This is a genomic window from Pseudomonas syringae, from assembly GCF_002157375.1.
GTDB classification, from domain to species: domain Bacteria; phylum Pseudomonadota; class Gammaproteobacteria; order Pseudomonadales; family Pseudomonadaceae; genus Aquipseudomonas; species Aquipseudomonas syringae_T.
Map to the genome: position 1 here is coordinate 196,822 of NZ_MTSA01000006.1, position 22,810 is coordinate 219,631.

The following is a 22,810-nucleotide window of genomic DNA, read 5'->3' on the forward strand; positions in this document are numbered from 1 at the left end:
CTGCTTACTCCCGCGCCGCCGCGATCTTGATCAGTTTGGCGTAGTAAAAACCATCGTGACCGCCCTCTTGGGCCAGCAACTGGCGACCGTGGGGTTGTTTGATGCCAGCCGGTGGCTGCCCCGCCTGCCCGGCGATGTCCAGTTCTCGGGCTCCGGAGGTACGGGCCAGGAACGCCTCGATGACGTCGGTGTTTTCGGTCGGCAGTGTCGAGCAGGTCGCGTACACCAGCATGCCGCCCACTTGCAGCGTAGGCCATAGCGCGTCCAGCAGCTCACCCTGCAAGGTGGCAAGTGCAGCGATGTCGTCCAGCTGGCGGGTCAGTTTGATGTCCGGGTGGCGACGGATCACGCCGGTGGCCGAACACGGTGCGTCGAGCAGGATGCGCTGGAACGGCTGGCCGTCCCACCATTGCGCCGTGTCCCGTGCATCGGCAGCGATCAGTTCTGCGTCCAGGCCCAGGCGGTCGAGGTTCTCACGCACACGCACCAGACGCTTGGCTTCCAGGTCTACCGCCACCACGCCGCTCAGTTGCGGTTGCACTTCCAGCAGGTGACAGGTTTTGCCGCCCGGCGCGCAGCAGGCGTCAAGCACGCGTTGGCCCGGCGCCAGCTCCAGCAGGTCGGCGGCCAGTTGCGCAGCTTCGTCCTGAACGCTGATCCAGCCTTCGGCAAAACCGGGCAGCGAGCGCACATCGCACGGTTCGGCCAGCACGATACCGTCCTGACTGAACGTGCAGGCGCTGGCCTCCAGCCCCGCAGCCTTCAGCAATTCGAGGTACTGATCTCGACTGTTATGGCGACGATTGACCCGCAGGATCATCGGTGGATGCGCGTTGTTGGCCGCACAGATGGCTTCCCATTGTTCAGGCCATGCCGCTTTCAGGGCTTTTTGCAGCCAGCGCGGGTGGGCGGTGCGCACGACAGGGTCGTGTTCCAGCTCGATCAGCAGCGCTTCGCCCTCGCGTTGTGCGTTGCGCAGTACGGCGTTGAGCAAGCCTTTGGCCCACGGCTTTTTCAGTTTGTCGGCGCAGCCCACGGTTTCGCCAATGGCTGCGTGAGCAGGGATACGGCTGTAAAACAGCTGATAAAGACCGACCAGCAGCAACGCTTCGACGTCGGCATCGGCGGCCTTGAACGGCTTTTGCAACAATTTGGCGGCCAATGCCGACAGGCGTGGCTGCCAGCGCGCGGTACCAAAGGCCAGATCCTGAGTCAGGCCGCGATCACGCAGTTCGACCTTGTCCAGCTGGGTGGGCAGCGAGCTGTTCAGCGACGCCTTGCCACTGAGTACGGCAGCCAGAGCCTTGGCGGCGGCCAGACGCGGGTTCATTGGCCCAATACCGTGCCGATGGCGAATTTCTCGCGGCGGCTGTTGAACAGGTCAGTGAAATTCAGCGGCTTGCCACCTGGCAGTTGCAGGCGGGTCAGGCGCAGCGCGTGCTGACCGCAGGCGACGATCAACCCGTCCTTGCTGGCGCTGAGGATCGTCCCTGGTGCGCCGTGCCCTTCGGCCAGATCGGCGGCCAGCACTTTCAGGGTTTCTTCGTTCAGCGTGCTGTGGCAGATCGGCCACGGGTTGAAGGCGCGCACCAGACGCTCCAGCTCATCTGCCGGACGTGTCCAGTCGATACGCGCTTCATCCTTGTTCAATTTGTGAGCATAGTTGGCCAGACCATCGTCCTGCACTTCGCCCACCAGCGAACCGTCTGCCAGGCCGGCAATGGCTTGCAACACTGCCGGTGGCCCCAGCTCGGCCAGGCGGTCATGCAACGTGCCGCCGGTGTCTTGCGCGGTGATCGGCGTCACGGCCTTGAGCAGCATCGGCCCGGTGTCCAGCCCGGCTTCCATGCGCATCACGGTCACACCGCTCTCGGCATCACCGGCCTGCACGGCCCGCTGAATCGGCGCCGCGCCGCGCCAGCGTGGCAGCAGCGACGCGTGGCTGTTGATGCAGCCCAGACGCGGAATATCCAGCACCTCTTGCGGCAGGATCAGGCCATAGGCGACGACGACCATCAAATCAGGCTTGAGCGCGGCCAGTTCGGCCTGCGCCTCCGGGGCGCGCAGTGTGGGCGGCTGCATCACGGGGATGTCATGTTGCAGTGCCAATTGCTTGACCGGACTGGGCATCAGCTTTTGTCCGCGACCGGCCGGGCGATCAGGCTGGGTGTACACGGCCACGATCTGGTGAGGGCTGTCGAGCAGGGCCTTGAGGTGTTCGGCGGCAAATTCCGGGGTGCCGGCGAAGACGATGCGCAGTGGCTCAGTCATGGAGTTCTCGTTTTAAAAACAAAAAGGCCTCTACAGGCCTTTTGGGGGTAACAACGGATCAGGCGTTGAGCTTGTGCTGTTTTTCGAGCTTTTTCTTGATCCGGTCACGCTTGAGGTTGGAGAGGTAATCGACGAACAGCTTGCCGTTCAGGTGATCACACTCGTGCTGGATGCAGATGGCGAGCAGGCCTTCGGCAACCAGTTCGTAGGGCTTGCCGTCGCGGTCCAGGGCTTTGACGCGGACTTTTTGCGGGCGGTCGACGTTTTCGTAGAAACCCGGCACCGACAGGCAGCCTTCCTGATACTGATCCATTTCGTCGGTCAGTTTTTCGATTTCAGGGTTGATGAAGACCATCGGTTCGCTGCGGTCTTCGCTCAGGTCCATGACGACCACGCGTTTGTGGACGTTGACCTGGGTAGCCGCCAGGCCGATGCCAGGCGCTTCGTACATGGTTTCAAACATGTCGTCGACCAACTGGCGAATGCCTTCGTCTACCATCGCTACAGGTTTGGCGATGGTGCGCAGGCGCGAATCGGGAAATTCGAGGATGTTTAGAATGGCCATATACGTAAGAGCTGCACTGTTAAGGTAAAGTCGATGTCGGGTGCCAGGCTCGGGAATTCAAGGCGGGCAGCCCAGGACAGGACTCTAGGGTTCGCGTGAGGCAACATGATAAAGGGATTCACCGCATGAGGAAATCACTACTCGCCCTGCTGCTGTTGACCGCCAGCGGTCTCGCTCAGGCGCAAGTGCAACTCAGGGAAGGCTATCCGCAGCGCTACACCGTCGTGGCCGGCGACACGCTTTGGGATATTTCCGGCAAGTTCTTGCGCCAACCGTGGCAATGGCGCGAGATCTGGCGGGCCAACCCGCAGGTTCGCGATCCCGACCTTATCTATCCTGGTGACACCCTGGCGCTGACCTGGGTAGACGGTCAGCCACGGGTCACGCTCAATCGCGGCGAGTCGCGCGGCACCATCAAATTGTCACCGCATGTGCGCAGCACGCCGATGGCTCAGGCCATCCCGAGCATCCCGCTGGGTGCCATCAACGCCTTCCTGATCAGCAACCGCATCGTCGACAGCGCCGAGCAGTTCGAGAAAGCGCCGTACATCGTCGCAGGCAATGCCGAGCGCGTGCTCAGCGGCGCCGGTGATCGCGCGTATGCGCGTGGCAAGCTGGACCCCTCGCACAGCGTTTACGGCATCTTTCGTCAGGGCAAGATCTACACCGACCCGCAGACCAAGGAAGTGCTGGGGATCAACGCCGATGACGTTGGCAGCGCCGAGGTGGTCGCCACTGAAGGCGATGTCTCGACCCTGATGCTGCAGCGCTCCACTCAGGAAGTGCGTCTGGGTGACCGTCTGTTCGCCAGTGAAGAGCGTTCAATCAATTCGACGTTTCTGCCCAGCGCTCCACAGACGCCGATAGAAGGTTTGATTCTGGATGTGCCGCGTGGCGTGACGCAGGTCAGCGTGCTGGATGTCGTTACCCTCGACAAAGGCAAACGTGACGGCCTGACTGAAGGCAATGTACTTGCGATCTACAAAACCAGCGAAACGGTGCGCGACCGAATCACCGGCGACATGGTGAAAATCCCCGACGAACGGGCTGGCCTGCTGATGGTTTTCCGCACTTACGACAAGCTCAGTTACGCCTTGGTCCTGCAAGCGAACCGATCTTTGTCCATCATGGACAAGGTTCGCAATCCGTAGCGCCACGTTTCACTTTTGAGACGAATTTGTGTAGCGGGTCAGCCAGTTATCAAATTGTTGTCAACAGAGTTATCCACAGGTTTGTGCATCCGTTGAGATGCACAATGGATCAGGGACGATCTCATGCCATTGTTCGAAAAAGCCCTCTCTTCCCCCGCAGAGCTGGAAGCGCGTTTACGTATCCATCGCTTGCCGGAAGTCGGGCCAAAACGCTTCTCCAGGCTTATCGAGGCGTTCGGCTCAGCCTCTTCGGCGCTGAGCGCACCCGCCAGCGCGTGGCGTGCATTGGGCATACCGAGCGCCTGTGCCGAAGCGCGTCGCGATGCCGCAGTACGTGATGGCGCCAGTGCTGCATTGGCCTGGCTTGAGCGTCCGGGCCAGCATTTGCTGATGTGGGACGACCCTTGCTACCCCGCGCTGCTGGCTGAAATCGCCGATCCGCCGCCGTTAATATTCATTGCGGGCGACCCGTCGATACTCGAGCGTCCGCAGTTGGGCATGGTCGGCAGTCGCCGCGCCTCCCGGCCCGGGCTGGACACTGCCACGGCGTTTGCGCGCAGCCTCGCGGGCGCCGGTTTTGTGATCACCAGCGGTCTGGCTCGCGGCATTGACGGCGCTGCGCATCAGGGCGCACTGGATGTCGGCGGGCTCACAATCGGCGTGTTGGGCACAGGGCTCGAGAAACTTTATCCACAGCAGCACCGTGCGCTTGCGGCGCGCATGGCGGCAGAGGGCGGCGCGGTGATTTCCGAGTTCCCGCTGGACGCCGGACCGCAGCCCAGCAACTTCCCGCGCCGCAACCGGATCATCAGCGGCCTGTCGCTGGGCGTACTGGTGGTTGAGGCCAGCGTTGCCAGCGGTTCGCTGATTACGGCACGACTGGCAGCTGAACACGGCCGCGAGGTGTATGCGATACCCGGCTCGATTCATCATCCGGGTGCCAAGGGTTGTCACCAACTGATACGCGACGGCGCCACGCTGGTCGAAACCGTCGACCACATTCTGGAAGGCTTGCAGCACTGGAAGCGCGTTGCATCCAGCGCCGACCCTTCAAATACCGAAACTGCCGGACCTGCCCCCTGCGACCATCCACTATTGGCCCTGCTGCACGCCGCGCCGCACACCAGCGAGGGGCTGTCGGTTTCCAGCGGCTGGCCGCTGCCCAAGGTATTGGCGGGCCTGACCGAGCTTGAACTGGATGGACGCATAAGCTGTGAAGCGGGACGATGGTTCGCCAGCGCGCCCTGAGGTTAAACTGCCGCCAGGATCTAGCGGAGAAACGAACAATGGTCAGCAGTTGGCGTGTGCAACAAGCCGCTCAGGATATTCGAGCCGGTGCGGTGATTGCCTACCCGACCGAAGCAGTCTGGGGGCTGGGGTGTGATCCTTGGGATGAAGAAGCGGTCTATCGCCTGCTGGCGATCAAATCGCGGCCAGTGGAAAAGGGCCTGATCCTGATCGCGGACAACATCCGCCAGTTCGACTTTCTGTTCGAGGACTTTCCCGAACTGTGGCTCGACCGCATGGCCAGCACCTGGCCAGGGCCCAATACCTGGCTGGTGCCGCACCAGAACCTGTTGCCCGAGTGGATCACCGGGATTCACGAAACCGTCGCCCTGCGCGTCACCGATCACCCGACTGTGCGTGAACTGTGCGCGCTGGTCGGCCCGTTGATTTCGACGTCAGCCAACCCGGCGGGCCGTCCGGCTGCGCGCTCGCGACTACGCGTCGAGCAGTATTTCCGCGGTCAGATCGACCGGGTACTCGGCGGCAGCCTGGGCGGTCGCCGAAACCCCAGCGTGATCCGTGACATCGCCACCGGGCAGGTCATGCGCGCCGGTTAACGCTGGCAGGCTCAGGGAATCAGAATGGTCGAGCCGGTAGTGCGCCGGGCCGAGAGTTCGATCTGCGCCTTGGCGGCGTCCTTGAGGGCGTATTGCTGGATGGCATCGACCTTGATTTTGCCGCTGGCGAGCATGTCGAACAGCTCGTCAGCCATCGCCTGAAGGTTCTGCGCATTGTTCGCGTAGGTGCCCAGCGTCGGGCGCGTGACGTACACCGAACCTTTCTGCGCCAGAACACCCAGGTTCACGCCCGAAACCGGCCCTGACGCATTACCGAAACTCACCACCAACCCGCGCGGCGCGACACTGTCGAGCGAAGTCAGCCAGGTGTCCTGCCCCACGCCGTCGTAGACCACCGGGCACTTTTTGCCGTCGGTCAGCTCCAGTACACGCTTGGCGACGTCTTCGTGGCTGTAGTCGATGGTTTCCCAGGCACCGAGTGCCTTGGCATGCGCGGCTTTCTCCGGCGAACTGACCGTGCCGATCAGCTTGGCGCCGAGTGCCTTGGCCCATTGACAGGCGAGCGAGCCTACACCGCCTGCGGCGGCATGAAACAGAATGATCTCGCCCGGCTTCACCTGATAGGTCTGGCGCAGCAGGTATTGCACAGTCAGGCCCTTGAGCATCAGCGCAGCGGCCTGCTCGAAACTCACCGAGTCGGCCAGCTTCACCAGGTTCGCCTCGGGCAGCACATGCACTTCGCTGTACGCCCCCAATGGCCCGGTTCCATAAGCCACTCGATCACCGACCTTGAAGCGCGTCACCTCATCGCCCACCGCCTCGACCACACCGGCCCCTTCAGCCCCCAGCCCGGATGGCAAAAACGGCGCCGGATACAACCCGCTGCGGTAATAGGTATCAATGAAATTCAGGCCGATGGCCTTATTGCGCACAACCACCGCCTGCGACCCCGGAGCCTCCGGCTCGAAATCGACATATTCAAGAACCTCGGGTCCTCCGACAGTGCTGAACTGGATACGCTTTGCCATGTGTTCTCTCCTTGATGATTGAAACAAGCTGCCAAGTCCACCATCGGACTCCTTCGCCCGCTCTTCGTCAACTGCCAGTCCGGGCTGCCGATGGTATGCTACGCGCCAATTTGCCTGCGCCCCTTCTGCTCCGGGGCCAGCCGTTTGAAGTCAGCCGTAAGGGATCGCCATGAGTACCCGCACCGAGGCCGTCAAAGCCTACCTGCTCGACCTGCAAGACCGTATCTGCACCGCGCTTGAGCAGGAAGACGGCAACGCACAGTTCGTCGAAGATGCCTGGACACGTCCGGCGGGCGGTGGTGGGCGCACGCGGGTGATCGAGAACGGCGCGGTTATCGAGAAAGGCGGCGTCAACTTCTCTCACGTGTTTGGCAGCAACCTGCCGCCGTCAGCCAGTGCGCATCGCCCTGAGCTGGCGGGGCGTGGTTTCGAGGCGCTGGGCGTTTCGCTGGTGATCCACCCGCATAACCCGCATGTGCCGACGTCCCACGCCAATGTGCGGTTTTTCATTGCCGAAAAAGAAGGCGAAGAGCCTGTCTGGTGGTTCGGCGGTGGCTTTGACCTGACGCCCTACTACGGCGTCGAAGAAGATTGCGTGCATTGGCACCGGGTCGCTGAGCGTGCCTGTGCGCCGTTCGGTGATGATGTCTACCCCCGCTACAAGGCGTGGTGCGACACCTATTTCCACCTGAAGCATCGCGACGAGCCGCGTGGCATCGGCGGTCTGTTTTTCGACGATGTGAACCAGTGGGATTTCGACACCAGCTTTGCGTTCATCCGCGCCATCGGTGATGCCTTCATCAATGCCTACCTGCCGATCGTGCGGCGTCGCAAGGCGGCTGCCTATACGGTGCAGCAGCGCGAGTTTCAGGAATTCCGTCGTGGGCGTTACGTCGAGTTCAATCTGGTGTATGACCGCGGCACGCTGTTTGGTCTGCAGTCGGGTGGGCGTACCGAGTCGATTCTCATGTCGCTGCCGCCACAAGTGCGCTGGGGCTATGACTGGAAGGCTGCTCCGGGCAGCGAAGAGGCGCGCCTGACCGAGTACTTCCTGACGGATCGCGACTGGCTGGCGGAAAACTGATGGACCGGTACGTTGTCTTCGGCAATCCCATCGGTCACAGCAAGTCGCCGTTGATTCATCGTCTGTTCGCTGAGCAAACCGGACAGGAACTGGATTACCAGGTTGCGCTGGCACCGCTGGACGACTTCACTGCATTTGCGCAGGCTTTTTTTCAGACCGGGCGTGGCGCCAATGTGACCGTGCCGTTCAAGGAAGAAGCGTATCGCCTGGCCGACAGCCTGACCGAGCGCGGACAGCGTGCGGGTGCGGTCAATACGCTGAGCACGCTCGATGACGGCACGCTGCTGGGGGATAACACCGACGGTGCCGGGCTGGTGCGCGACCTGACAGTCAATTGCGGACGTAGCCTGCGCGGTCAGCGGGTTCTGCTGCTGGGCGCGGGCGGTGCGGTGCGTGGCGCGCTGGAGCCGTTGCTGGCAGAGCAGCCCGCAGCGCTGGTGATCGCCAATCGTACGGTGGAAAAAGCTGAACGACTGGCTCAGGAATTTGCTGATCTTGGCCCTGTGTTTGCCAGCAGCTTTGACTGGCTTGAAGAGCCGGTGGACCTGATCATCAACGCCACGTCCGCCAGTCTGGCTGGAGAGCTGCCACCGATTTCCCCGAGCCTGATCCAGCCCGGCGTGACGTTCTGCTACGACATGATGTATGGCAAAGAGCCTACTGCCTTTTGCCGTTGGGCCACCGAACACGGCGCGGCGCAGTCTGTCGATGGCCTGGGGATGCTGGTTGAGCAGGCCGCAGAAGCCTTTTTGCTCTGGCGTGGCGTGCGTCCAGATTCAGCGCCAGTGCTGGCGGAGTTGCGCAGGCTGTTGGCGAAGGGTTGATCAATGACTATCGTGCCAATGCTCCGCGTTGTACACAAGTCCGCTTTTGATTCTGGCCGAAGGCCGTGGGAGCGAACTTGTTCGCGAATGGGCCGGAACATCCGCTAAAGATGTACCACCCGAAATAAAGCTTTCGCGGACAAGTCCGCTCCCACGCCCTCCGGGCAGAAGCCAAATCTACGGGCTTATCGGGACCTTTGTAGAACGCAGAGCGTCGGTACGATGAGTTATGGCTCAATCCTCAAACACAATCGGGCACCGCTCCGGCCCTTCCAGCTTGTGCAATTCCTCGATCACCTGCGGCCTTGCATTGCGCAGAACCAGCACTCGCCCCTGCTGAGCCAGGCGCCTGGCTTCCTGATGAAGCATTTCAACGCCTGAATAATCGATGAAGTTGATCTGCTGCGCATCGATTACCACCCGTAATCCTTCAGTGCGTTGCAGGCGGGTTTGCAGGTAGTGGCTGGCGCCGAAGAAGATCGAGCCGCCGACCCGCAGGACATCTTCGTCTCCCTCGCGCCATTGCTGTACGCGAGGCTGTGAGGTGCGCTTGAGGTAGAAGAACAGCGAGGCCAGCACGCCTGCGTAGATCGCGGTCTGCAGCTCCAGCAACAGCGTGGCCAGACAGGTCAGCGCCATCACGAAAAACTCGGCACGGCTGACGCGAAACAGCGAGCGAATGCCACGCCGATCCACCAGCCCCCAGCAAATCAGCAGAATCGAGGCCGCCATCGCCGGGATTGGAATATGCGAGATCAATGACGCTCCGGCGACCGCGAACAGCGCCACCCACAGTGCTGAAAACACCCCGGCCAGCGGCGAGCGGGCGCCTGCTTCGTAATTCAGCGCCGCACGGGTGAACGAGCCTGCGGACAGGTAGCCGGAAAACAGCGAGCCGACCATGTTCGACAGCCCTTGCGCGCGAACTTCCTGGTTGGCGTTGAGCATCTGCTGCGAGCGTGCCGACAGCGAACGGGCAATCGACAGGCTGTTGACCAGCCCGAGCATGCCCACCGCCACGGCCGTCGGCAGCAGCTTGAGAATCAGTTCAAGGTCCAGCGACAGGGGGCTGAAGGGCGGCAGGTGCCCGACGAAGGCGCTGACCACCCGCACATGACCGAACATCGCCGGCCACAGCCAGACCAGCAGACCGCTCGACACCAGTGCAATCAACAGCGTCGGCCAGCGGGGCACCAGAGACTTGAGCCCGATGCCCAGCGCCAGGGTCAACAGCCCGAGTATCAGCGAGGGCATATCCGCTTCGCCGCGATGCTCGAGCAAGGCGCCCAGGCTATTGAGTGCGGTGGTCTGGCTTGGCAGATCAAGCCCCAGTAGATTGGGCATCTGCCCCAGAGCAATCACGATGGCGGCGCCCAGTGTGAAACCCAGCACCACCGAGTGCGAAACGAAATTCACCAGTGCGCCGAAACGCATCATTCCGAGCAATAACTGAAAGACGCCGGCAATGAACGTCAGCAGCAGGATCAGCATGATGTAGTCCTGACTGGCCGGGACGGCGAGCGGACTGACACTGGCATACAGCACAATGGAAATAGCAGCGGTCGGCCCGCAAATCAGGTGCCAGGACGAACCCCAGAGGCAGGCGATGATGACGGGAACGATTGCGGCGTACAGGCCGTACTCGGGCGGTAATCCGGCGATCAGCGCGTAGGCGATGGACTGCGGCAGCGCCAGAATGGCTCCACTCAACCCCACCAGCGCATCGCGTCCGACGCTGGCACGGGTCTGACGCGGCAGCCAGGCAAGAAACGGCAGGAGTTTATGGTGATTGAGCCAGCGCATCGGTCCCTCGGGTGAATTAAGCGTAGAGGACGCAGAGCGTCCAGAACGGCATGCCCACGCGGAGCATGGGCACGATCAGCGTATTTCCTGACACCTCTCGTTCCTCACGCTCCGCGTGGGAATGCCTCTTGTGACGCTCCGCGTCACGCCTCTGCATTGCGCCGCGCATTCAAGACCGGACGCTTATAGCGTCGCCTTCACTGCCGCCAGACCGTCCTTGCCATCGACGGTCTTCACGCCTTCCAGCCACGTGTTCAGCACCGCCGGGTTGGCCTTGATCCAGGCTTTGGCGGCTGCGCTGTTGCTGACCTTCTTGTTGGTCACGTCGGCCATGATGCTGTTTTCCATGTCAAGGGTGAAGCTCAGGTTGCTCAGCAACTTGCCCACGTTCGGGCAGGCTTCAGCGTAACCCTTGCGTGTCAGGGTGAAGACCGAGCCCGTGTCGCCGAAGTATTTTTCGCCGCCCTTGAGGTAGTGCATGCCTTTGATCTGAACATTCATCGGGTGCGGCGTCCAGCCGAGGAAGACCACAAACGCTTTCTTCTTCACGTTGCGATTGACCTCGGCGAGCATGGCTTGCTCACTGGATTCGACCAGCTTCCAACTGCCCAGATCGAACTCGTTCTTCTTGATGATTTCCTGCAGCGACAGGTTGGCAGGTGCGCCGGAGCCGATGCCGTAGATCCTCTTGTCAAACTTGTCAGCGAATTTGCTCAGGTCGGCAAAGTCATGCACCCCTGCGTCCCAGACATAGTCCGGTACGGCCAGGGTAAATTCGGTGCCCTCCAGGTTTTTGGCCAGTTGCGTCACATCGCCGGTGGCGACGAACTTGTCATAGAAACCCTGCTGCGCCGGCATCCAGTTACCCAGAAACACATCCAGCTTGCCGTCCTTCAAACCGCCGTAGGCAATCGGCACGGCCAGCGTATCGACTTTGGGTTTGTAGCCCAGCCCCTCAAGCACCACGCTGGTGATGGCGTTGGTGGCAGCTATGTCACTCCAGCCTGGATCGGCCATCTTCACGGTGCTGCAACTGGCGTCTTCTGCCTGCGCAGCCAGGCTGCCGAACGTCATGACCGCGACCGCAACGACTGTGGATAACTTTTTCATCGATGTACCCCTTTTGATTTTTTTGGTGTGGGCAGGGTCAAGGTTGCGGAAAACGTGCCTTGCGCTCCAGATCGTCCAGATCAATGTGGTTGCGCATGTACTGCTGACTGGCGTCGACCAGTGGCTGGTGATCCCAACTCTTCAGCTTGCCGGTTGCCAGCGATTTGGCGACAAAGCGTCGTCTGCGCTGGCTGGCGAGCACCTGTTGGTGTATCGCCGGGATGTCCCACTTGGCCCGAGCTTCGGCCAGGAAGTCGTTGAACAGTTTCTCGTGGGCTGACGACTGGCTCAGGTCCTTCTGCTCTTTCGGGTCCTCCTTCACATCGAACAACAGGCACGGGTCCTGTTCCGAATAGATGAATTTATACGCACCGCGACGGATCATCATCAGCGGGCTGGTGGTGCCTTCCGCCATGTACTCGCCAAACACCTCGTCGTGGCCGTCTTGGCTGTTCAGGTGCGGCATCAGCGAGCGTCCGTCCAGTGGCAACCCGGCGTCCAGTTTGCCGTTGGCCATCTCGACAAAGGTCGGTAACAGGTCGGCCGTCGACACCGAAGCACTGACCCGGCCCGGCTTGAACTGCCCCGGCGCGTACACCACCAGCGGCACGCGAGCGGCCATTTCAAACCAGTGCATTTTGTACCAGAGGCCCTTCTCGCCCAGCATGTCGCCGTGATCGCCGGAGAACACGACGATGGTGTCTTCCGCCAGCCCCACCTCCTCCAGCGTCTGCATCAGCTTGCCGATGTTTCGGTCGATGTAGCTGCAGGCGCCGAAGTAGGCACGGCGTGCATCGCGAATCTTGTTGATCGGCATCGGCTTGTCCCACAGGTCGTAGACCTTGAGCAGACGTTGCGAATGCGGGTCCAGCGCGGCCTGATCGGCGTGCGGTATCGGCAGCGGGATTTCGTCGTCGCTGTAGAGGTCCCAGAACGAAAGCGGAATGGTGTACGGGTCGTGAGGGTGAGTCATGGAAACGGTCAGGCAGAACGGCGCATCACCGTCCTGACGTACGTGGTCGTACAGATACTGCTGGGACTTGAACAGCACCTCTTCATCGAAGTCCAGCTGATTGGTACGAATGCACGGACCCGCCTGCAACACTGACGACATGTTGTGGTACCAGCTTGGCCGCACGTCCGGCTCATCCCAGTTCACTGACCAGCCGTAGTCGGCCGGGTAAATGTCACTGGTCAGCCGCTCCTCGTAGCCGTGCAACTGGTCCGGTCCGCAGAAATGCATCTTGCCCGCTAGCGCGGTCTTGTAGCCCAGGGCACGCAGGTAGTGAGCGTAGGTCGGAACGTCTGCCGGGAAGTCGGCAGCGTTGTCGTACGCGCCGATCTTGCTCGGGAGCTGACCGCTCACCAGCGTAAAGCGCGATGGCGCGCACAGCGGACTGTTGCAGTACGCCGAATCGAACACCACACCGTTGGCCGCGATGCGGCTCAGATTCGGCATCAGAATGGGAGACGGTGCGTAGATTGGCAACATTGGCGCGGCCATTTGATCGGCCATGATGAACAGAATATTTTTGCGCTTCATGTAATCGCTGCATCCCATTGTGAAAAGTTATGCGAAAGTGCTGGGCACGAGGATGAAGTCCTCGTGTTTGAAGGTAAAGCCCATGCGCAGCAATGCCTAGGATAAGCACCGCTTATGTTTGAAGCTTTTGGCGATATGTCCCTCGACCTGTTGCGTGCCTTCGAGGTCGCCGCCCGCCTGCGCAGTTTTACTGCCGCCGCCATCGAGCTGGGCACTACCCAGCCTGCCGTCAGCCAGCAGATCAAGCGCCTTGAAGAACAACTGGCAACCCGATTGTTTGACCGGATCTACCGCGGTATCGAGCTTACCGAAGCCGGTGAAATATTGTTCAGCCACGTGCAGGCGGGCCTGCAATCCATCGACAGCGGGCTCATCGCGATCACCGAGCAGCATCAACACGAGGTGCTTCAGGTCGCCACAGACTTTGCCTTCGCCGCCTACTGGCTGATGCCGCGCCTGCATCGCTTCCACAAGATCAACCCGGACGTGGACGTCAGCCTAGTGACCAGCGAGCGTACCCACAGCATGTTACGCGCCGATATCGACGTGGCCGTGCTGTTTGGCGACGGGCGTTTCAAGCAGGGCGAAAGTCATTGGCTGTTCAGCGAAGAAGTTTTTCCGGTGTGCAGCCCGCAACTGATTGCCGGTCGCCAGACGCCGCTGCCCAACGAAGCGCTGCGCGACTTCCCGCTGCTGCACCTGCGCGGTGAAAGCATCAACAACTGGTTCGACTGGGCAGGCGTATTCCGCGCCCTCGACATCCCCCAGGCGCCTGCGCCCGGCCAGTTGCGTTTCGACAACTACACCCTGCTCATCCAGGCCGCCATCGGCGGACAAGGCATCGCCATCGGCTGGAAACACCTGGTCGACGACCTCCTCGACCAAGGCCTGCTCTGCCGCCCCATCGCCGGAGCCGCCATTTCCGGCCAAGGCTATTACGTGGTGTTGCCTCAACGTAAACGTCGAGTGCAGATCGTCCAGCAGTTCATGGACTGGCTGGCGAGTGAGCAGGCGTTGAGCGGTGTTTCACTGGCGGGCAGGCCGTTGCCGTCGATTGCAGTGTAATATTGCCCCGCCGGAAAATGACCAGTTGGTCAGACGCAATGCAAATTTCAACAAAATGGTCATGCACACGCACGGGCCTCATCAGCGGCCTGCCGAACTGAATGCTGAAAGACCAGACAGAGGATCATCAGAAATGCCGGATCTACTCATCGACGGTAAGACCCTTCACTACGCTGACCAAGGCACCGGGCCGGTCGTCTTGCTGGGTCATAGTTATCTCTGGGACAAGACGATGTGGAGTGCGCAGGTCGATACGCTGGCCACTCGGTATCGTGTGATTGTCCCGGATCTGTGGGGGCATGGGGATTCTGACGGGTTTCCGGAAGGCACGCGCAACCTGGATGATCTGGCCCGCCATGCGCTGGCGCTGATGGACCATTTGAATATCGAGCGCTGCAGTATCGTCGGGCTGTCGGTGGGCGGCATGTGGGGTGCCATTGCGGCGCTGCTCGCCCCCGAGCGGATCAACGGGCTGGTGCTGATGGACACTTATCTGGGCAAAGAGACCGAGGCCAAGAAGGCCTATTACTTCTCGCTGATCGACAAGCTGGAAGAGACCGGTGCTTTTCCTGCGCCGCTGCTGGATATCGTGGTGCCGATTTTCTTCCGTCCCGGCATCGACCCTCAGTCGCCTGTGTATCAGGGGTTTCGATCAGCGTTGGCGGGCATGAATGCAGAACAACTGCGTCAGAGCGTTGTGCCGCTGGGGCGGATGATCTTCGGTCGTGATGATCGGCTCGGGCTGATCGAACAATTGAATGCAGACACCACGCTGGTGATGTGCGGCGATGCGGACATCCCGCGTCCGCCTGAAGAGGCGCGCGAAATGGCTCACCTGATCGGCTGCCCTTACGTGCTGGTGCCCGAGGCGGGTCATATCGCCAATCTGGAAAACCCGGATTTTGTGTCAGGAGCGTTGATGACGTTTTTGGCGCGGGTCAATCAGACGCAGGGTTGAGCCTGGCCTTCGCGTCGCGCGATAGTTGAAAACATGCTTCTGCCCGGAGGGCGTGGGAGCGGACTTGTCCGCGAATACGGTGGTTCAACCGATACATTTTTTGAAAATATACCGGCCCTTTCGCGAACAAGTCCGCTCCCACGGCCTTCGGCCAGAATCAAAAGCGGACGTGTGCAAAATGTTGGGCGCGGAACCTCAGTACTGCATCAATTCAACACGCCGTCCAGAATCGCGTAAACAATCCCCGAACCCACGGCGATCAGTACCACGTCGGTGCCCAAGCGGCGCCATTCGTAGCCGTCATAGTGTGGCAGGTATTGCAGCGAGCGGTTGTCCAGGCGTTTGCCGTAACCCGGTGGCAACGGACGGCCCTTGGCGATGTGTACGCCCGGCGGCAACGGCTGGCCACGGCCAATAACGTCGCGGTGTTGTTGAAAGGTCTGGCGTACGTCGCCAAAGTCTTGCGGTGGGCGGTTGCCGCCACGGTTGTCCTGATGGGCCTGTCTGCCTGGCGCATTGCCCGGGCCGTTATCCGGGCCTCCGCCGTTACCGTTGCCCGGGCCACGCTCGTCATGGGGGCCGCCATTGTTTTGCGGGCCTTGTTGCGGGCCGCCACGGTTATCACCCGGGCCATCACCGCGCTGATCGGGCGGTGCAGCGTGCAGCAGCGGGCTGGCGCTGATCATCAAGATGCCCAGTCCAGTGATTAAACGGTTTGGCAGTTTCATGAGTGCTTCCTCGGCGTCACGCAATGCAGCAAAAAGGGGTTCATGACGCTGGTCATGAACCCCTTGTGTCTTGCTACATAGAACCGCTGATAGCGCTTTGATTCCTCTGTATCAGAAACTTTACCCTCAGCTGATGCGCGCGTGACGCACGCCCTCGGCCAGTGCGGCGCACAGCGTCAGTACGCCGTCGACTGCCTGCTCCGGGGATTGCGCGGTTGCGATCTTGTCGACGAGCGCCGAACCCACCACAACACCGTCAGCCAGGCGAGCGATAGCGGCTGCCTGCTCGGGTGTGCGGATGCCGAAACCGACGCTGATCGGCAGATCGGTATGGCGACGCAAGCGCGCGATGGCTTCGGTGACGTGTTCGGTAGTGGCCGACCCGGCACCGGTCACACCGGCAACCGAAACGTAATAGACGAAACCGGAACTGCGTTCCAGCACGCGCGGCAGGCGTGCATCGTCGGTGGTCGGGGTGGTCAGGCGGATAAAGTCGATACCGGATGCCTGCGCAGGTGCCGCCAGTTCGGCGTCGTGCTCGGGTGGCAGGTCAACGATGATCAGGCCATCGACGCCTGCTTCCTTGGCCTGCGCCACGAACGCTTCAACGCCAAACCGGTGGATCGGGTTGTAGTAACCCATCAGCACGATAGGCGTGGTCTGATCGTCGACCCGAAACTCGCTGACCATCTGCAGTGTTTTCTGCAACGTCTGGCCCGCGTCCAGAGCGCGCAGTGTAGCCAGCTGAATCGCCACACCGTCGGCCATCGGATCGGTGAACGGCATGCCCAGCTCGATCACATCGGCGCCCGCGGCCGGCAGGCCTTTCAGGACTTTCAGGGAAGTGTCGTAGCCAGGATCGCCCGCCGTGATGAAAGTGACCAGCGCCGCGCGGCCTTCGGTTTTCAGCTGGGCGAAACGTTGTTCGAGACGGCTCATACCAGCTTCTCCTGAGTTTTTTCGGCGGCTGCCATGTGGTTCATGACGGTTTGCATGTCTTTGTCACCGCGCCCGGACAGGCACACGACCATCAAGTGATCGTCGCGCAGGTTGGTCGCCCGCTTCATGGCCTCGGCCAGAGCGTGAGCGGTTTCCAACGCCGGGATGATGCCTTCGAGCAGGCAGCACTGATGAAAAGCGTCCAGCGCTTCATCGTCAGTGATGCTGACGTATTCGACGCGCTTCACTTCATGCAGGAAGGCGTGTTCCGGGCCGATGCCCGGGTAGTCCAGGCCGGCGGAAATCGAGTGCGCGTCGGTGATCTGCCCGTCGCCGTCCTGCAGCAGATAAGTACGGTTACCGTGCAGCACGCCCGGTACGCCGCCGTTCAGACTGGCCGCGTGCTTGTCGGTATTCACGCCGTGACCACCGGCTTCGACGCCGATGATTTCCACGCTGGCGTCATCAAGAAACGGATGGAACAGGCCCATCGCGTTGGAGCCGCCACCCACGCAGGCAATCAGGCTGTCCGGCAGACGGCCTTCCTTCTCCTGCATCTGCTCTTTGGTTTCCCGACCGATGATGGCCTGGAAATCGCGCACCATCGCTGGATACGGGTGTGGGCCTGCCACGGTGCCGATCAGGTAGAACGTGTCATCGACATTCGTCACCCAGTCGCGCAGGGCTTCGTTCATCGCGTCTTTCAGGGTGCCGGTGCCGGAAGTGACCGGTACGATCTCGGCGCCCAGCAGCTTCATGCGGAACACGTTGGCCTGTTGGCGTTCGATGTCGGTCGCGCCCATGTAGATCACGCAAGGCAGACCGAAACGCGCCGCCACGGTGGCAGTGGCAACGCCGTGCATGCCCGCGCCGGTTTCCGCGATCAGGCGTTTTTTGCCCATGCGTTTGGCCAGCAGTACCTGGCCGATGCAGTTGTTGATTTTGTGCGCGCCGGTGTGATTGAGCTCTTCACGCTTGAAGTAGATCTTCGCGCCGCCACAGAACTCGGTCAGGCGTTCGGCGAAGTACAGCGGGTTCGGGCGCCCCACGTAATCGCGCTGGAAGTAAGCCATCTCTTTGGCGAATTCCGGGTCAGCCTTGGCGGCTTCGTACTCGCGGTTGAGGTCGAGCACCAGCGGCATCAGGGTTTCTGCTACGTAGCGGCCGCCGAATGAGCCGAACAGGCCGTTGGCGTCGGGGCCGCTGCGGAAGTTGGTCTGGGTCATGAAGTGCTCCAGTGGCAGTATTAAGCGAATTGAATGAGCCGGAGTGGCAATGAGTCCACTTTAACCAGCGCATGCCTGTTTGAAAACCGATAAGATCGCGACAACCTGTCAGGAAAACTCACAGATCATGAGCCGTGACCTCCCTCCCCTCAATGCCTTGCGCGCGTTCGAAAGCACCGCTCGGCTTGGCAGTGTCAGCCAAGCCGCCGAGCAGTTGAACGTAACGCATGGCGCGGTCAGTCGTCAGTTGAAAGTGCTGGAAGAGCACTTGGGCGTTAGCCTGTTCAGCAAGGATGGGCGTGGCCTTAAACTCACAGATGCAGGCATTCGGTTACGCGACGTCAGCGGCGAAGCGTTCGACCGGCTGCGCGGCGTTTGTGTCGAACTGAGCAAAGGCAGCGCAGACGCGCCTTTCGTGCTGGGGTGTTCGGGCAGCCTGCTGGCACGCTGGTTTATTCCGCGCCTGAGTCGTCTGAATGCGGAGTTACCGGACCTGCGGCTGCACCTGTCGGCAGGCGAAGGCGATCTCGATCCGCGTCGTCCTGGGCTGGACGCATTGCTGGTGTTCGCCGAGCCGCCGTGGCCTGCCGACATGCACGTCTTCGAACTGGCCAGCGAGCGTATCGGCCCTGTTCTGAGCCCTCGGTTCGAGCGCTTTGAAAGGCTGTGCCGTGCGCCTGCCAGGTCCCTGCTGGAAGAACCTTTACTGCACACCACTTCGCGTCCGCAGGCCTGGCCAAGCTGGGCGCAGCAGAACGGGATCGATCCGCAGGCGTTGCGGTACGGTCAGGGGTTCGAGCATTTGTATTATTTGCTAGAGGCAGCCGTCGCCGGCCTGGGGATTGCGATTGCGCCGGAGCCGCTGGTCATCGACGACCTGAAAGCCGGTCGCCTGGCTGCGCCGTGGGGTTTCAGCGAAACCCCGGCGCAGCTGGCGCTTTGGGTACCCAGACGTGCGGCCGATGGTCGGGCGCAACAGTTGGCTCAGTGGTTGAAGAACGAGCTTAAGCAGTCTGGAGACCCGATCAGAATCTGATCAGTTACCGCGCTTGAACAGCATGTAGGCTGTGATCAGGCCGATTGCACCGACGGCAACACCTGCGGTGGTCCAAGGGTGCTCTTGAGCGTAGTCGCGAGTAGCCAGCGCGTTTTCGCGGGTTTTCTCTTTGACGTCTTCGTAGACATCGCTGAGCAGGCTGCGCGAATGGCTCAGTGCGCTTTCAGCATTGGCTTTCAGGGTTTTCAGCGTCTTGCGCGACTCGTCGGTAGCATCGGCTTTCAGGCCTTCAAGCGACTTCAAGAGGCTTTCGATCTCAGCTTCCATACTTTGCAACGAGGCCTTACGGAGTGAAGTAGTAGCCATGGTGTTTCTCCTGCAATGGTGAGTGAGCGTGTGTTGTTTCGGACTCCAGGCTTTTTGGAAAGTGCGATGGGATTTCTACAAAGGGCTGAACTTTTGCGCGCGTTCCCCTGACAGAAGCAGGGAGCGTGTTCTATACCGCGCCTTTTTCAGACTTCCAGGAGAACTGCCATGACCGATCATCACACGTACAAAAAAGTTGAAATCGTTGGCTCGTCCACCACCACCATTGAAGACGCGATCAACAATGCCTTGGCCGAGGCCAGCAAAAGCATCAGCCACATGGAATGGTTCGAAGTGACTGAAACACGTGGCCACATCGAAGACGGCAAAGTGGCGCATTTCCAGGTAACCCTGAAAGTCGGCTTCCGCATCGCCAATAGCTGACGACATCTGAACCTTTCGGCTGGCCGATTGCCATAATCTGCGCTACACACTTTGTAACCGGTCACCGGGAAGGTGTGAGCGTGGATGTCGAGTGGGCGCCTGTTCCGATGGCGTCTGTACATGGCCAGACGAGAGGGATTACCCATGAAGAAGTTTTTGTTGGCTGTAGGCTTGTTGAGCATCGCAGGCACTGCCCTCGCGGCGGGCAAGCCATGCGATGAGTTGAAAAGTGAACTCGATGCCAAGCTCCAGGCGAAGGGCGTGACGTCCTACACGCTGGAAGTGGTCGAGAAAGGCAGCTCTGCCGGCAAGCAGGTTGTTGGCACGTGCGAAGGCGGCACTAAGGAGATCGTTTACCAGCGCGGTTGATTACCCGTCGAGCCTGGCGCTGAACCGGGTCTTCGAACCTGATTCAAGCCAGGCCGCCGGTTGATCCCGTTTGCGGGCTTTACGAACAGAATCGCCCCGGACTGTCATCCAGTCCGGGGCGATTCTGTTTTCGGTCGGCTATTGGCGATTCTAAAAATCGCTTAGCCGTGTGCGACCTGCGCCAGAATCTCGTAGGACCGCAGCCTGTCCTCGTGCTCATACATATCGCAGGTGAAGATCAGCTCATCGGCGTCGGTCTGCTCAAGCAGAACGTCCAGCTTGGCGCGGATTTTCTCCGGGCCGCCCACCATCGCCAGTCCCAGAAAGCTTGCCACCGCTTCACGTTCATGAGGCAGCCACAGGCCATCCATCGATTCGACCGGCGGACGCTGCATCAGGCTGTGCCCGCGCATCAACGCCAGGATGCGCTGGTAGACCGAAGTCGCCAGGTATTCCGCCTGCTCATCGGTATCAGCGGCCGACAGCGGCACGCCGAGCATCACGTAAGGCTTGTCGAGCACGGCCGAGGACTGGAAATGGTTGCGGTAGACCCGAATGGCTTCGTGCATGTAGCGCGGTGCAAAGTGCGAGGCGAAGGCATACGGCAGCCCGCGCATGCCTGCCAATTGGGCGCTGAACAGGCTCGACCCCAGCAACCAGATCGGCACATGGGTGCCCGAGCCGGGTACGGCGATCACTTTTTGATCAGGTGTGCGCGGCCCCAGGTATTCCATCAGCTCAGTGACGTCATCCGGGAAATCCTCGGCGCTGCCGGACCGCTCACGACGCAAGGCGCGGGCGGTCATCTGATCGGAACCCGGTGCGCGGCCCAGACCCAGATCGATTCGATCAGGGTAGAGGCTGGCCAGCGTGCCGAATTGTTCGGCCACCACCAGCGGCGCGTGGTTGGGCAGCATGATCCCGCCAGCACCGACACGAATGGTCGACGTGCCGCCGGCCAGGTACGCGAGCAGCACGGAAGTCGCGGAACTGGCGATGCCGTCCATGTTGTGGTGTTCAGCCACCCAGAAACGGTTATAGCCCAGTTTTTCAACGTGTTGAGCCAGGCTGAGTGAGTTGCGCAGGGATTCAGCAGGTCCTTTGTCGTGGCGTACGGGCACCAGATCAAGGGTGGAAATTTTTACATCTGCCAGACGTTTCATAGGCCGGGGTAGCTCCTCGAATTGAGATGGGCTGGCTGCTGGAGCTGCCCACGATGAAACAGCAGTGCGGGCGCAAGTCGTGCTTTTCAATGGCAGGCGGGTAAAAACCTACTTAAACGGTAGGTCTTTCCGACGGTTGAACTTTCCAGAGCTGCCCGTCCTCAGAACCTTGTAACAGCAATGATCCACATTCATTCCAAAAGGAGCGACCATGAGCATCGTCAAGAAAGCATCTGCCCACTGGGAAGGTGATCTGAAAAGCGGTATTGGCAGCATCTCCACGGAAACCGGCGTGTTGCGCGAAGCACCTTACGGCTTCAAGGCACGTTTTGAAGGCGGCAAGGGCACCAACCCGGAAGAGCTGATCGGCGCAGCCCACGCAGGCTGTTTCTCGATGGCACTGTCCATGATTCTGGGCGGCGAAAACCTGACTGCTGAAAGCATCGATACCCAGGCTGATGTGACCCTTAATCAGACCGAAGGCGGTTTTGAAATCAGCGCTGTGCATCTGACCCTCAAGGCCAAAGTGCCGGGTGCGACACAGCAACAGTTCGACGAGTTGACCACGAAAGCCAAAGAAGGCTGCCCGGTCTCCAAAGTGTTGAACGCCAAGATCACGCTGGACGCCACATTGTTGAGCTGATCCTCGGTGAACGTAGCGGGAGTGCCTTGTGCGCTCCCGTATCTACTGTATAAAGCTGGCTTGCTTCATCGGTCATGCGTTATCGACGCATGGTTTGATCATGATCAGGAGTCGAGCATGAAACGTTTTATTCTGGCAGTGACCTGTACGGTAGTGGCGACGGGCGCCTTGGCCGCGCCTAAATCCTGTGATGAACTCAAGGATGAAATCGAAGCCAAGATCCAGGCCAATAACGTGACGTCCTATACGCTGGAAATCGTCGCCAATGAAGAGGCCACCGATCCGGAAATGGTCGTCGGCACCTGCGACAACGGCACCAAAAAAATCATCTATCAGCGCAACGATCGCTGATCAGATGCAGTGAACGCCGCCCTCTTCCTCCTCCTCGGCCACCACGTTGCGGTCTGCATCGTAAAGCCAGGCGTCGACACTGTTCGCCAATGAGCGCACCTCCAGAACATACCGCTGCCCTGCGACGAAGTGGTCATAGCGAACACTGACGTAGCAGGTGATCTCGGTGTATTCATCGCCGATCATCCCCATACCGCCCGACCGGTACTCGTAGTCATACCGCACCTGCAACGCGTGACGGCCCGGCGTCACCTGAAAATAGCGTCCGTCGTACGTGTTTTTGCCATCAAGCTTGTCGGCCATGATCAACTGGCCGGTCAGAGTACGCATGTCGACCCACGCCATGCCAGGGTCAACCGCAGGCAAGGGGCCGGCACATCCGGTGAGGGCTGCGAGCGCGAATGCGATTGGCAACGTGAAAAAACGGACTGGCACCT

Annotated in this window: 25 protein-coding genes; 12 read left to right on the forward strand and 13 right to left on the reverse strand. The window is 60.7% G+C overall.

What is annotated here, in order from left to right:
- Positions 1 to 4: 4 nt before the first annotated feature.
- From rsmB to def, 3 genes are read right to left on the reverse strand one after another with little or no spacing between them, the layout of a single operon-like run.
- Entirely contained in the window at positions 5 to 1,330 is a 1,326-nt protein-coding gene (gene rsmB, locus BW686_RS09525; RefSeq protein ID WP_102048005.1) for a 16S rRNA (cytosine(967)-C(5))-methyltransferase RsmB, read from the reverse strand.
- Entirely contained in the window at positions 1,327 to 2,271 is a 945-nt protein-coding gene (fmt, locus tag BW686_RS09530) for a methionyl-tRNA formyltransferase (protein WP_084916058.1), read from the reverse strand. Before fmt ends, rsmB begins: the two co-directional genes overlap by 4 nt.
- A gap of 58 nt (positions 2,272 to 2,329) precedes the next feature.
- Positions 2,330 to 2,836 carry a peptide deformylase gene (gene def, locus BW686_RS09535; protein WP_005732754.1) on the reverse strand — a complete coding sequence of 169 codons (507 nt, stop codon included), beginning with the start codon at positions 2,834 to 2,836 and terminating at the stop codon, positions 2,330 to 2,332.
- A gap of 125 nt (positions 2,837 to 2,961) precedes the next feature.
- Between def and BW686_RS09540 the strand changes: the two genes are divergently transcribed.
- From BW686_RS09540 to BW686_RS09550, 3 genes are all read left to right on the forward strand, one after another.
- Complete coding sequence (locus BW686_RS09540; protein ID WP_084916059.1) at positions 2,962 to 3,987, forward strand: LysM peptidoglycan-binding domain-containing protein; 1,026 nt, start codon at positions 2,962 to 2,964, stop codon at positions 3,985 to 3,987.
- A gap of 123 nt (positions 3,988 to 4,110) precedes the next feature.
- Positions 4,111 to 5,235 (forward strand): DNA-processing protein DprA, encoded by a 1,125-nt coding sequence (dprA, locus tag BW686_RS09545; RefSeq protein ID WP_084916060.1) that lies wholly within the window; start codon positions 4,111 to 4,113, stop codon positions 5,233 to 5,235.
- A 38-nt stretch (positions 5,236 to 5,273) separates the two neighbouring features.
- Positions 5,274 to 5,831 carry an L-threonylcarbamoyladenylate synthase gene (locus tag BW686_RS09550; RefSeq protein ID WP_054087883.1) on the forward strand — a complete coding sequence of 186 codons (558 nt, stop codon included), beginning with the start codon at positions 5,274 to 5,276 and terminating at the stop codon, positions 5,829 to 5,831.
- Between the two features lie 11 nt (positions 5,832 to 5,842).
- Here BW686_RS09550 and BW686_RS09555 read toward each other — a convergent pair whose 3' ends face one another.
- Entirely contained in the window at positions 5,843 to 6,820 is a 978-nt protein-coding gene (locus tag BW686_RS09555) for an NADPH:quinone reductase (protein WP_084916061.1), read from the reverse strand.
- A 169-nt stretch (positions 6,821 to 6,989) separates the two neighbouring features.
- On the opposite strand from BW686_RS09555, the gene hemF reads away from it, so the two are divergent.
- Both hemF and aroE read left to right on the forward strand, forming a co-directional pair.
- The gene (gene hemF, locus BW686_RS09560; RefSeq protein WP_084916062.1) at positions 6,990 to 7,904 is read left to right on the forward strand and encodes an oxygen-dependent coproporphyrinogen oxidase; all 915 of its coding nucleotides are present in this window, start codon (positions 6,990 to 6,992) and stop codon (positions 7,902 to 7,904) included.
- On the forward strand, positions 7,904 to 8,728 hold the full coding sequence (aroE, locus tag BW686_RS09565; protein WP_084916063.1) for a shikimate dehydrogenase: 825 nt from the start codon (positions 7,904 to 7,906) through the stop codon (positions 8,726 to 8,728). Before hemF ends, aroE begins: the two co-directional genes overlap by 1 nt.
- A gap of 234 nt (positions 8,729 to 8,962) precedes the next feature.
- Here aroE and BW686_RS09570 read toward each other — a convergent pair whose 3' ends face one another.
- The 3 genes from BW686_RS09570 to betC all read right to left on the reverse strand — a co-directional run bounded on the left by BW686_RS09570 (position 8,963) and on the right by betC (position 13,184).
- Entirely contained in the window at positions 8,963 to 10,531 is a 1,569-nt protein-coding gene (locus BW686_RS09570; RefSeq protein WP_084916064.1) for a SulP family inorganic anion transporter, read from the reverse strand.
- 183 nt (positions 10,532 to 10,714) lie between these two features.
- Positions 10,715 to 11,641, reverse strand: coding sequence for a choline ABC transporter substrate-binding protein (locus BW686_RS09575; protein WP_084916065.1), 927 nt, complete (start codon positions 11,639 to 11,641; stop codon positions 10,715 to 10,717).
- 37 nt (positions 11,642 to 11,678) lie between these two features.
- On the reverse strand, positions 11,679 to 13,184 hold the full coding sequence (betC, locus tag BW686_RS09580) for a choline-sulfatase (protein WP_084916066.1): 1,506 nt from the start codon (positions 13,182 to 13,184) through the stop codon (positions 11,679 to 11,681).
- A 114-nt stretch (positions 13,185 to 13,298) separates the two neighbouring features.
- Here betC and BW686_RS09585 point away from each other — a divergent pair, with 114 nt between their 5' ends.
- A complete protein-coding gene (locus BW686_RS09585; protein WP_084916067.1) occupies positions 13,299 to 14,249 on the forward strand; it encodes a choline sulfate utilization transcriptional regulator in 951 nt (316 codons plus the stop codon).
- Between the two features lie 133 nt (positions 14,250 to 14,382).
- Positions 14,383 to 15,207, forward strand: a complete 825-nt coding sequence (locus BW686_RS09590; protein WP_084916068.1) for an alpha/beta fold hydrolase — start codon at positions 14,383 to 14,385, stop codon at positions 15,205 to 15,207.
- Positions 15,208 to 15,413: 206 nt separating this feature from the next.
- Here the strand turns inward: BW686_RS09590 and BW686_RS09595 are convergent, their stop codons facing one another.
- From BW686_RS09595 to trpB, 3 genes are all read right to left on the reverse strand, one after another.
- A complete protein-coding gene (locus BW686_RS09595; protein WP_084916069.1) occupies positions 15,414 to 15,935 on the reverse strand; it encodes an anti-virulence regulator CigR family protein in 522 nt (173 codons plus the stop codon).
- 126 nt (positions 15,936 to 16,061) lie between these two features.
- On the reverse strand, positions 16,062 to 16,874 hold the full coding sequence (gene trpA, locus BW686_RS09600) for a tryptophan synthase subunit alpha (RefSeq protein WP_084916070.1): 813 nt from the start codon (positions 16,872 to 16,874) through the stop codon (positions 16,062 to 16,064).
- Positions 16,871 to 18,100 (reverse strand): tryptophan synthase subunit beta, encoded by a 1,230-nt coding sequence (trpB, locus tag BW686_RS09605; RefSeq protein ID WP_084916071.1) that lies wholly within the window; start codon positions 18,098 to 18,100, stop codon positions 16,871 to 16,873. The genes trpA and trpB overlap by 4 nt, the downstream gene beginning before the upstream one ends.
- A 79-nt stretch (positions 18,101 to 18,179) precedes the next feature.
- Between trpB and BW686_RS09610 the strand changes: the two genes are divergently transcribed.
- Positions 18,180 to 19,136: a LysR family transcriptional regulator gene (locus BW686_RS09610; protein ID WP_179149219.1), complete on the forward strand. Its 957-nt coding sequence runs from the start codon at positions 18,180 to 18,182 to the stop codon at positions 19,134 to 19,136.
- Here the strand turns inward: BW686_RS09610 and BW686_RS09615 are convergent, their stop codons facing one another.
- Entirely contained in the window at positions 19,137 to 19,463 is a 327-nt protein-coding gene (locus BW686_RS09615; protein ID WP_084916073.1) for a DUF883 family protein, read from the reverse strand. It lies immediately after the preceding gene.
- 168 nt (positions 19,464 to 19,631) lie between these two features.
- Between BW686_RS09615 and BW686_RS09620 the strand changes: the two genes are divergently transcribed.
- Both BW686_RS09620 and BW686_RS09625 read left to right on the forward strand, forming a co-directional pair.
- The gene (locus tag BW686_RS09620; RefSeq protein ID WP_084916074.1) at positions 19,632 to 19,847 is read left to right on the forward strand and encodes a dodecin; all 216 of its coding nucleotides are present in this window, start codon (positions 19,632 to 19,634) and stop codon (positions 19,845 to 19,847) included.
- 144 nt (positions 19,848 to 19,991) lie between these two features.
- Entirely contained in the window at positions 19,992 to 20,216 is a 225-nt protein-coding gene (locus BW686_RS09625; RefSeq protein WP_084916075.1) for a DUF1161 domain-containing protein, read from the forward strand.
- 161 nt (positions 20,217 to 20,377) lie between these two features.
- Here BW686_RS09625 and BW686_RS09630 read toward each other — a convergent pair whose 3' ends face one another.
- The gene (locus BW686_RS09630; RefSeq protein ID WP_084916076.1) at positions 20,378 to 21,379 is read right to left on the reverse strand and encodes an LLM class flavin-dependent oxidoreductase; all 1,002 of its coding nucleotides are present in this window, start codon (positions 21,377 to 21,379) and stop codon (positions 20,378 to 20,380) included.
- A 211-nt stretch (positions 21,380 to 21,590) separates the two neighbouring features.
- On the opposite strand from BW686_RS09630, the gene BW686_RS09635 reads away from it, so the two are divergent.
- The gene (locus tag BW686_RS09635; protein ID WP_084916077.1) at positions 21,591 to 22,022 is read left to right on the forward strand and encodes an OsmC family protein; all 432 of its coding nucleotides are present in this window, start codon (positions 21,591 to 21,593) and stop codon (positions 22,020 to 22,022) included.
- 117 nt (positions 22,023 to 22,139) lie between these two features.
- Positions 22,140 to 22,373, forward strand: coding sequence for a DUF1161 domain-containing protein (locus tag BW686_RS09640; RefSeq protein ID WP_084916078.1), 234 nt, complete (start codon positions 22,140 to 22,142; stop codon positions 22,371 to 22,373).
- On the opposite strand, the gene BW686_RS09645 is transcribed toward BW686_RS09640, so the two are convergent.
- Positions 22,374 to 22,808 carry a PA0061/PA0062 family lipoprotein gene (locus tag BW686_RS09645; protein WP_084916079.1) on the reverse strand — a complete coding sequence of 145 codons (435 nt, stop codon included), beginning with the start codon at positions 22,806 to 22,808 and terminating at the stop codon, positions 22,374 to 22,376.
- Positions 22,809 to 22,810: the final 2 nt, after the last annotated feature.

Excerpts from the sequence above, each read along its gene's own strand:
- rsmB (WP_102048005.1), bottom strand. The coding sequence starts at position 1,330 with ATGAACCCGCGTCTGGCCGCCGCCAAGGCTCTGGCTGCCGTACTCAGT.
- fmt (WP_084916058.1), bottom strand. The coding sequence starts at position 2,271 with ATGACTGAGCCACTGCGCATCGTCTTCGCCGGCACCCCGGAATTTGCC.
- def (WP_005732754.1), bottom strand. The coding sequence starts at position 2,836 with ATGGCCATTCTAAACATCCTCGAATTTCCCGATTCGCGCCTGCGCACC.
- BW686_RS09540 (WP_084916059.1), top strand. The coding sequence starts at position 2,962 with ATGAGGAAATCACTACTCGCCCTGCTGCTGTTGACCGCCAGCGGTCTC.
- dprA (WP_084916060.1), top strand. The coding sequence starts at position 4,111 with ATGCCATTGTTCGAAAAAGCCCTCTCTTCCCCCGCAGAGCTGGAAGCG.
- BW686_RS09550 (WP_054087883.1), top strand. The coding sequence starts at position 5,274 with ATGGTCAGCAGTTGGCGTGTGCAACAAGCCGCTCAGGATATTCGAGCC.
- BW686_RS09555 (WP_084916061.1), bottom strand. The coding sequence starts at position 6,820 with ATGGCAAAGCGTATCCAGTTCAGCACTGTCGGAGGACCCGAGGTTCTT.
- hemF (WP_084916062.1), top strand. The coding sequence starts at position 6,990 with ATGAGTACCCGCACCGAGGCCGTCAAAGCCTACCTGCTCGACCTGCAA.
- aroE (WP_084916063.1), top strand. The coding sequence starts at position 7,904 with ATGGACCGGTACGTTGTCTTCGGCAATCCCATCGGTCACAGCAAGTCG.
- BW686_RS09570 (WP_084916064.1), bottom strand. The coding sequence starts at position 10,531 with ATGCGCTGGCTCAATCACCATAAACTCCTGCCGTTTCTTGCCTGGCTG.
- BW686_RS09575 (WP_084916065.1), bottom strand. The coding sequence starts at position 11,641 with ATGAAAAAGTTATCCACAGTCGTTGCGGTCGCGGTCATGACGTTCGGC.
- betC (WP_084916066.1), bottom strand. The coding sequence starts at position 13,184 with ATGAAGCGCAAAAATATTCTGTTCATCATGGCCGATCAAATGGCCGCG.
- BW686_RS09585 (WP_084916067.1), top strand. The coding sequence starts at position 13,299 with ATGTTTGAAGCTTTTGGCGATATGTCCCTCGACCTGTTGCGTGCCTTC.
- BW686_RS09590 (WP_084916068.1), top strand. The coding sequence starts at position 14,383 with ATGCCGGATCTACTCATCGACGGTAAGACCCTTCACTACGCTGACCAA.
- BW686_RS09595 (WP_084916069.1), bottom strand. The coding sequence starts at position 15,935 with ATGAAACTGCCAAACCGTTTAATCACTGGACTGGGCATCTTGATGATC.
- trpA (WP_084916070.1), bottom strand. The coding sequence starts at position 16,874 with ATGAGCCGTCTCGAACAACGTTTCGCCCAGCTGAAAACCGAAGGCCGC.
- trpB (WP_084916071.1), bottom strand. The coding sequence starts at position 18,100 with ATGACCCAGACCAACTTCCGCAGCGGCCCCGACGCCAACGGCCTGTTC.
- BW686_RS09615 (WP_084916073.1), bottom strand. The coding sequence starts at position 19,463 with ATGGCTACTACTTCACTCCGTAAGGCCTCGTTGCAAAGTATGGAAGCT.
- BW686_RS09620 (WP_084916074.1), top strand. The coding sequence starts at position 19,632 with ATGACCGATCATCACACGTACAAAAAAGTTGAAATCGTTGGCTCGTCC.
- BW686_RS09625 (WP_084916075.1), top strand. The coding sequence starts at position 19,992 with ATGAAGAAGTTTTTGTTGGCTGTAGGCTTGTTGAGCATCGCAGGCACT.
- BW686_RS09630 (WP_084916076.1), bottom strand. The coding sequence starts at position 21,379 with ATGAAACGTCTGGCAGATGTAAAAATTTCCACCCTTGATCTGGTGCCC.
- BW686_RS09635 (WP_084916077.1), top strand. The coding sequence starts at position 21,591 with ATGAGCATCGTCAAGAAAGCATCTGCCCACTGGGAAGGTGATCTGAAA.
- BW686_RS09640 (WP_084916078.1), top strand. The coding sequence starts at position 22,140 with ATGAAACGTTTTATTCTGGCAGTGACCTGTACGGTAGTGGCGACGGGC.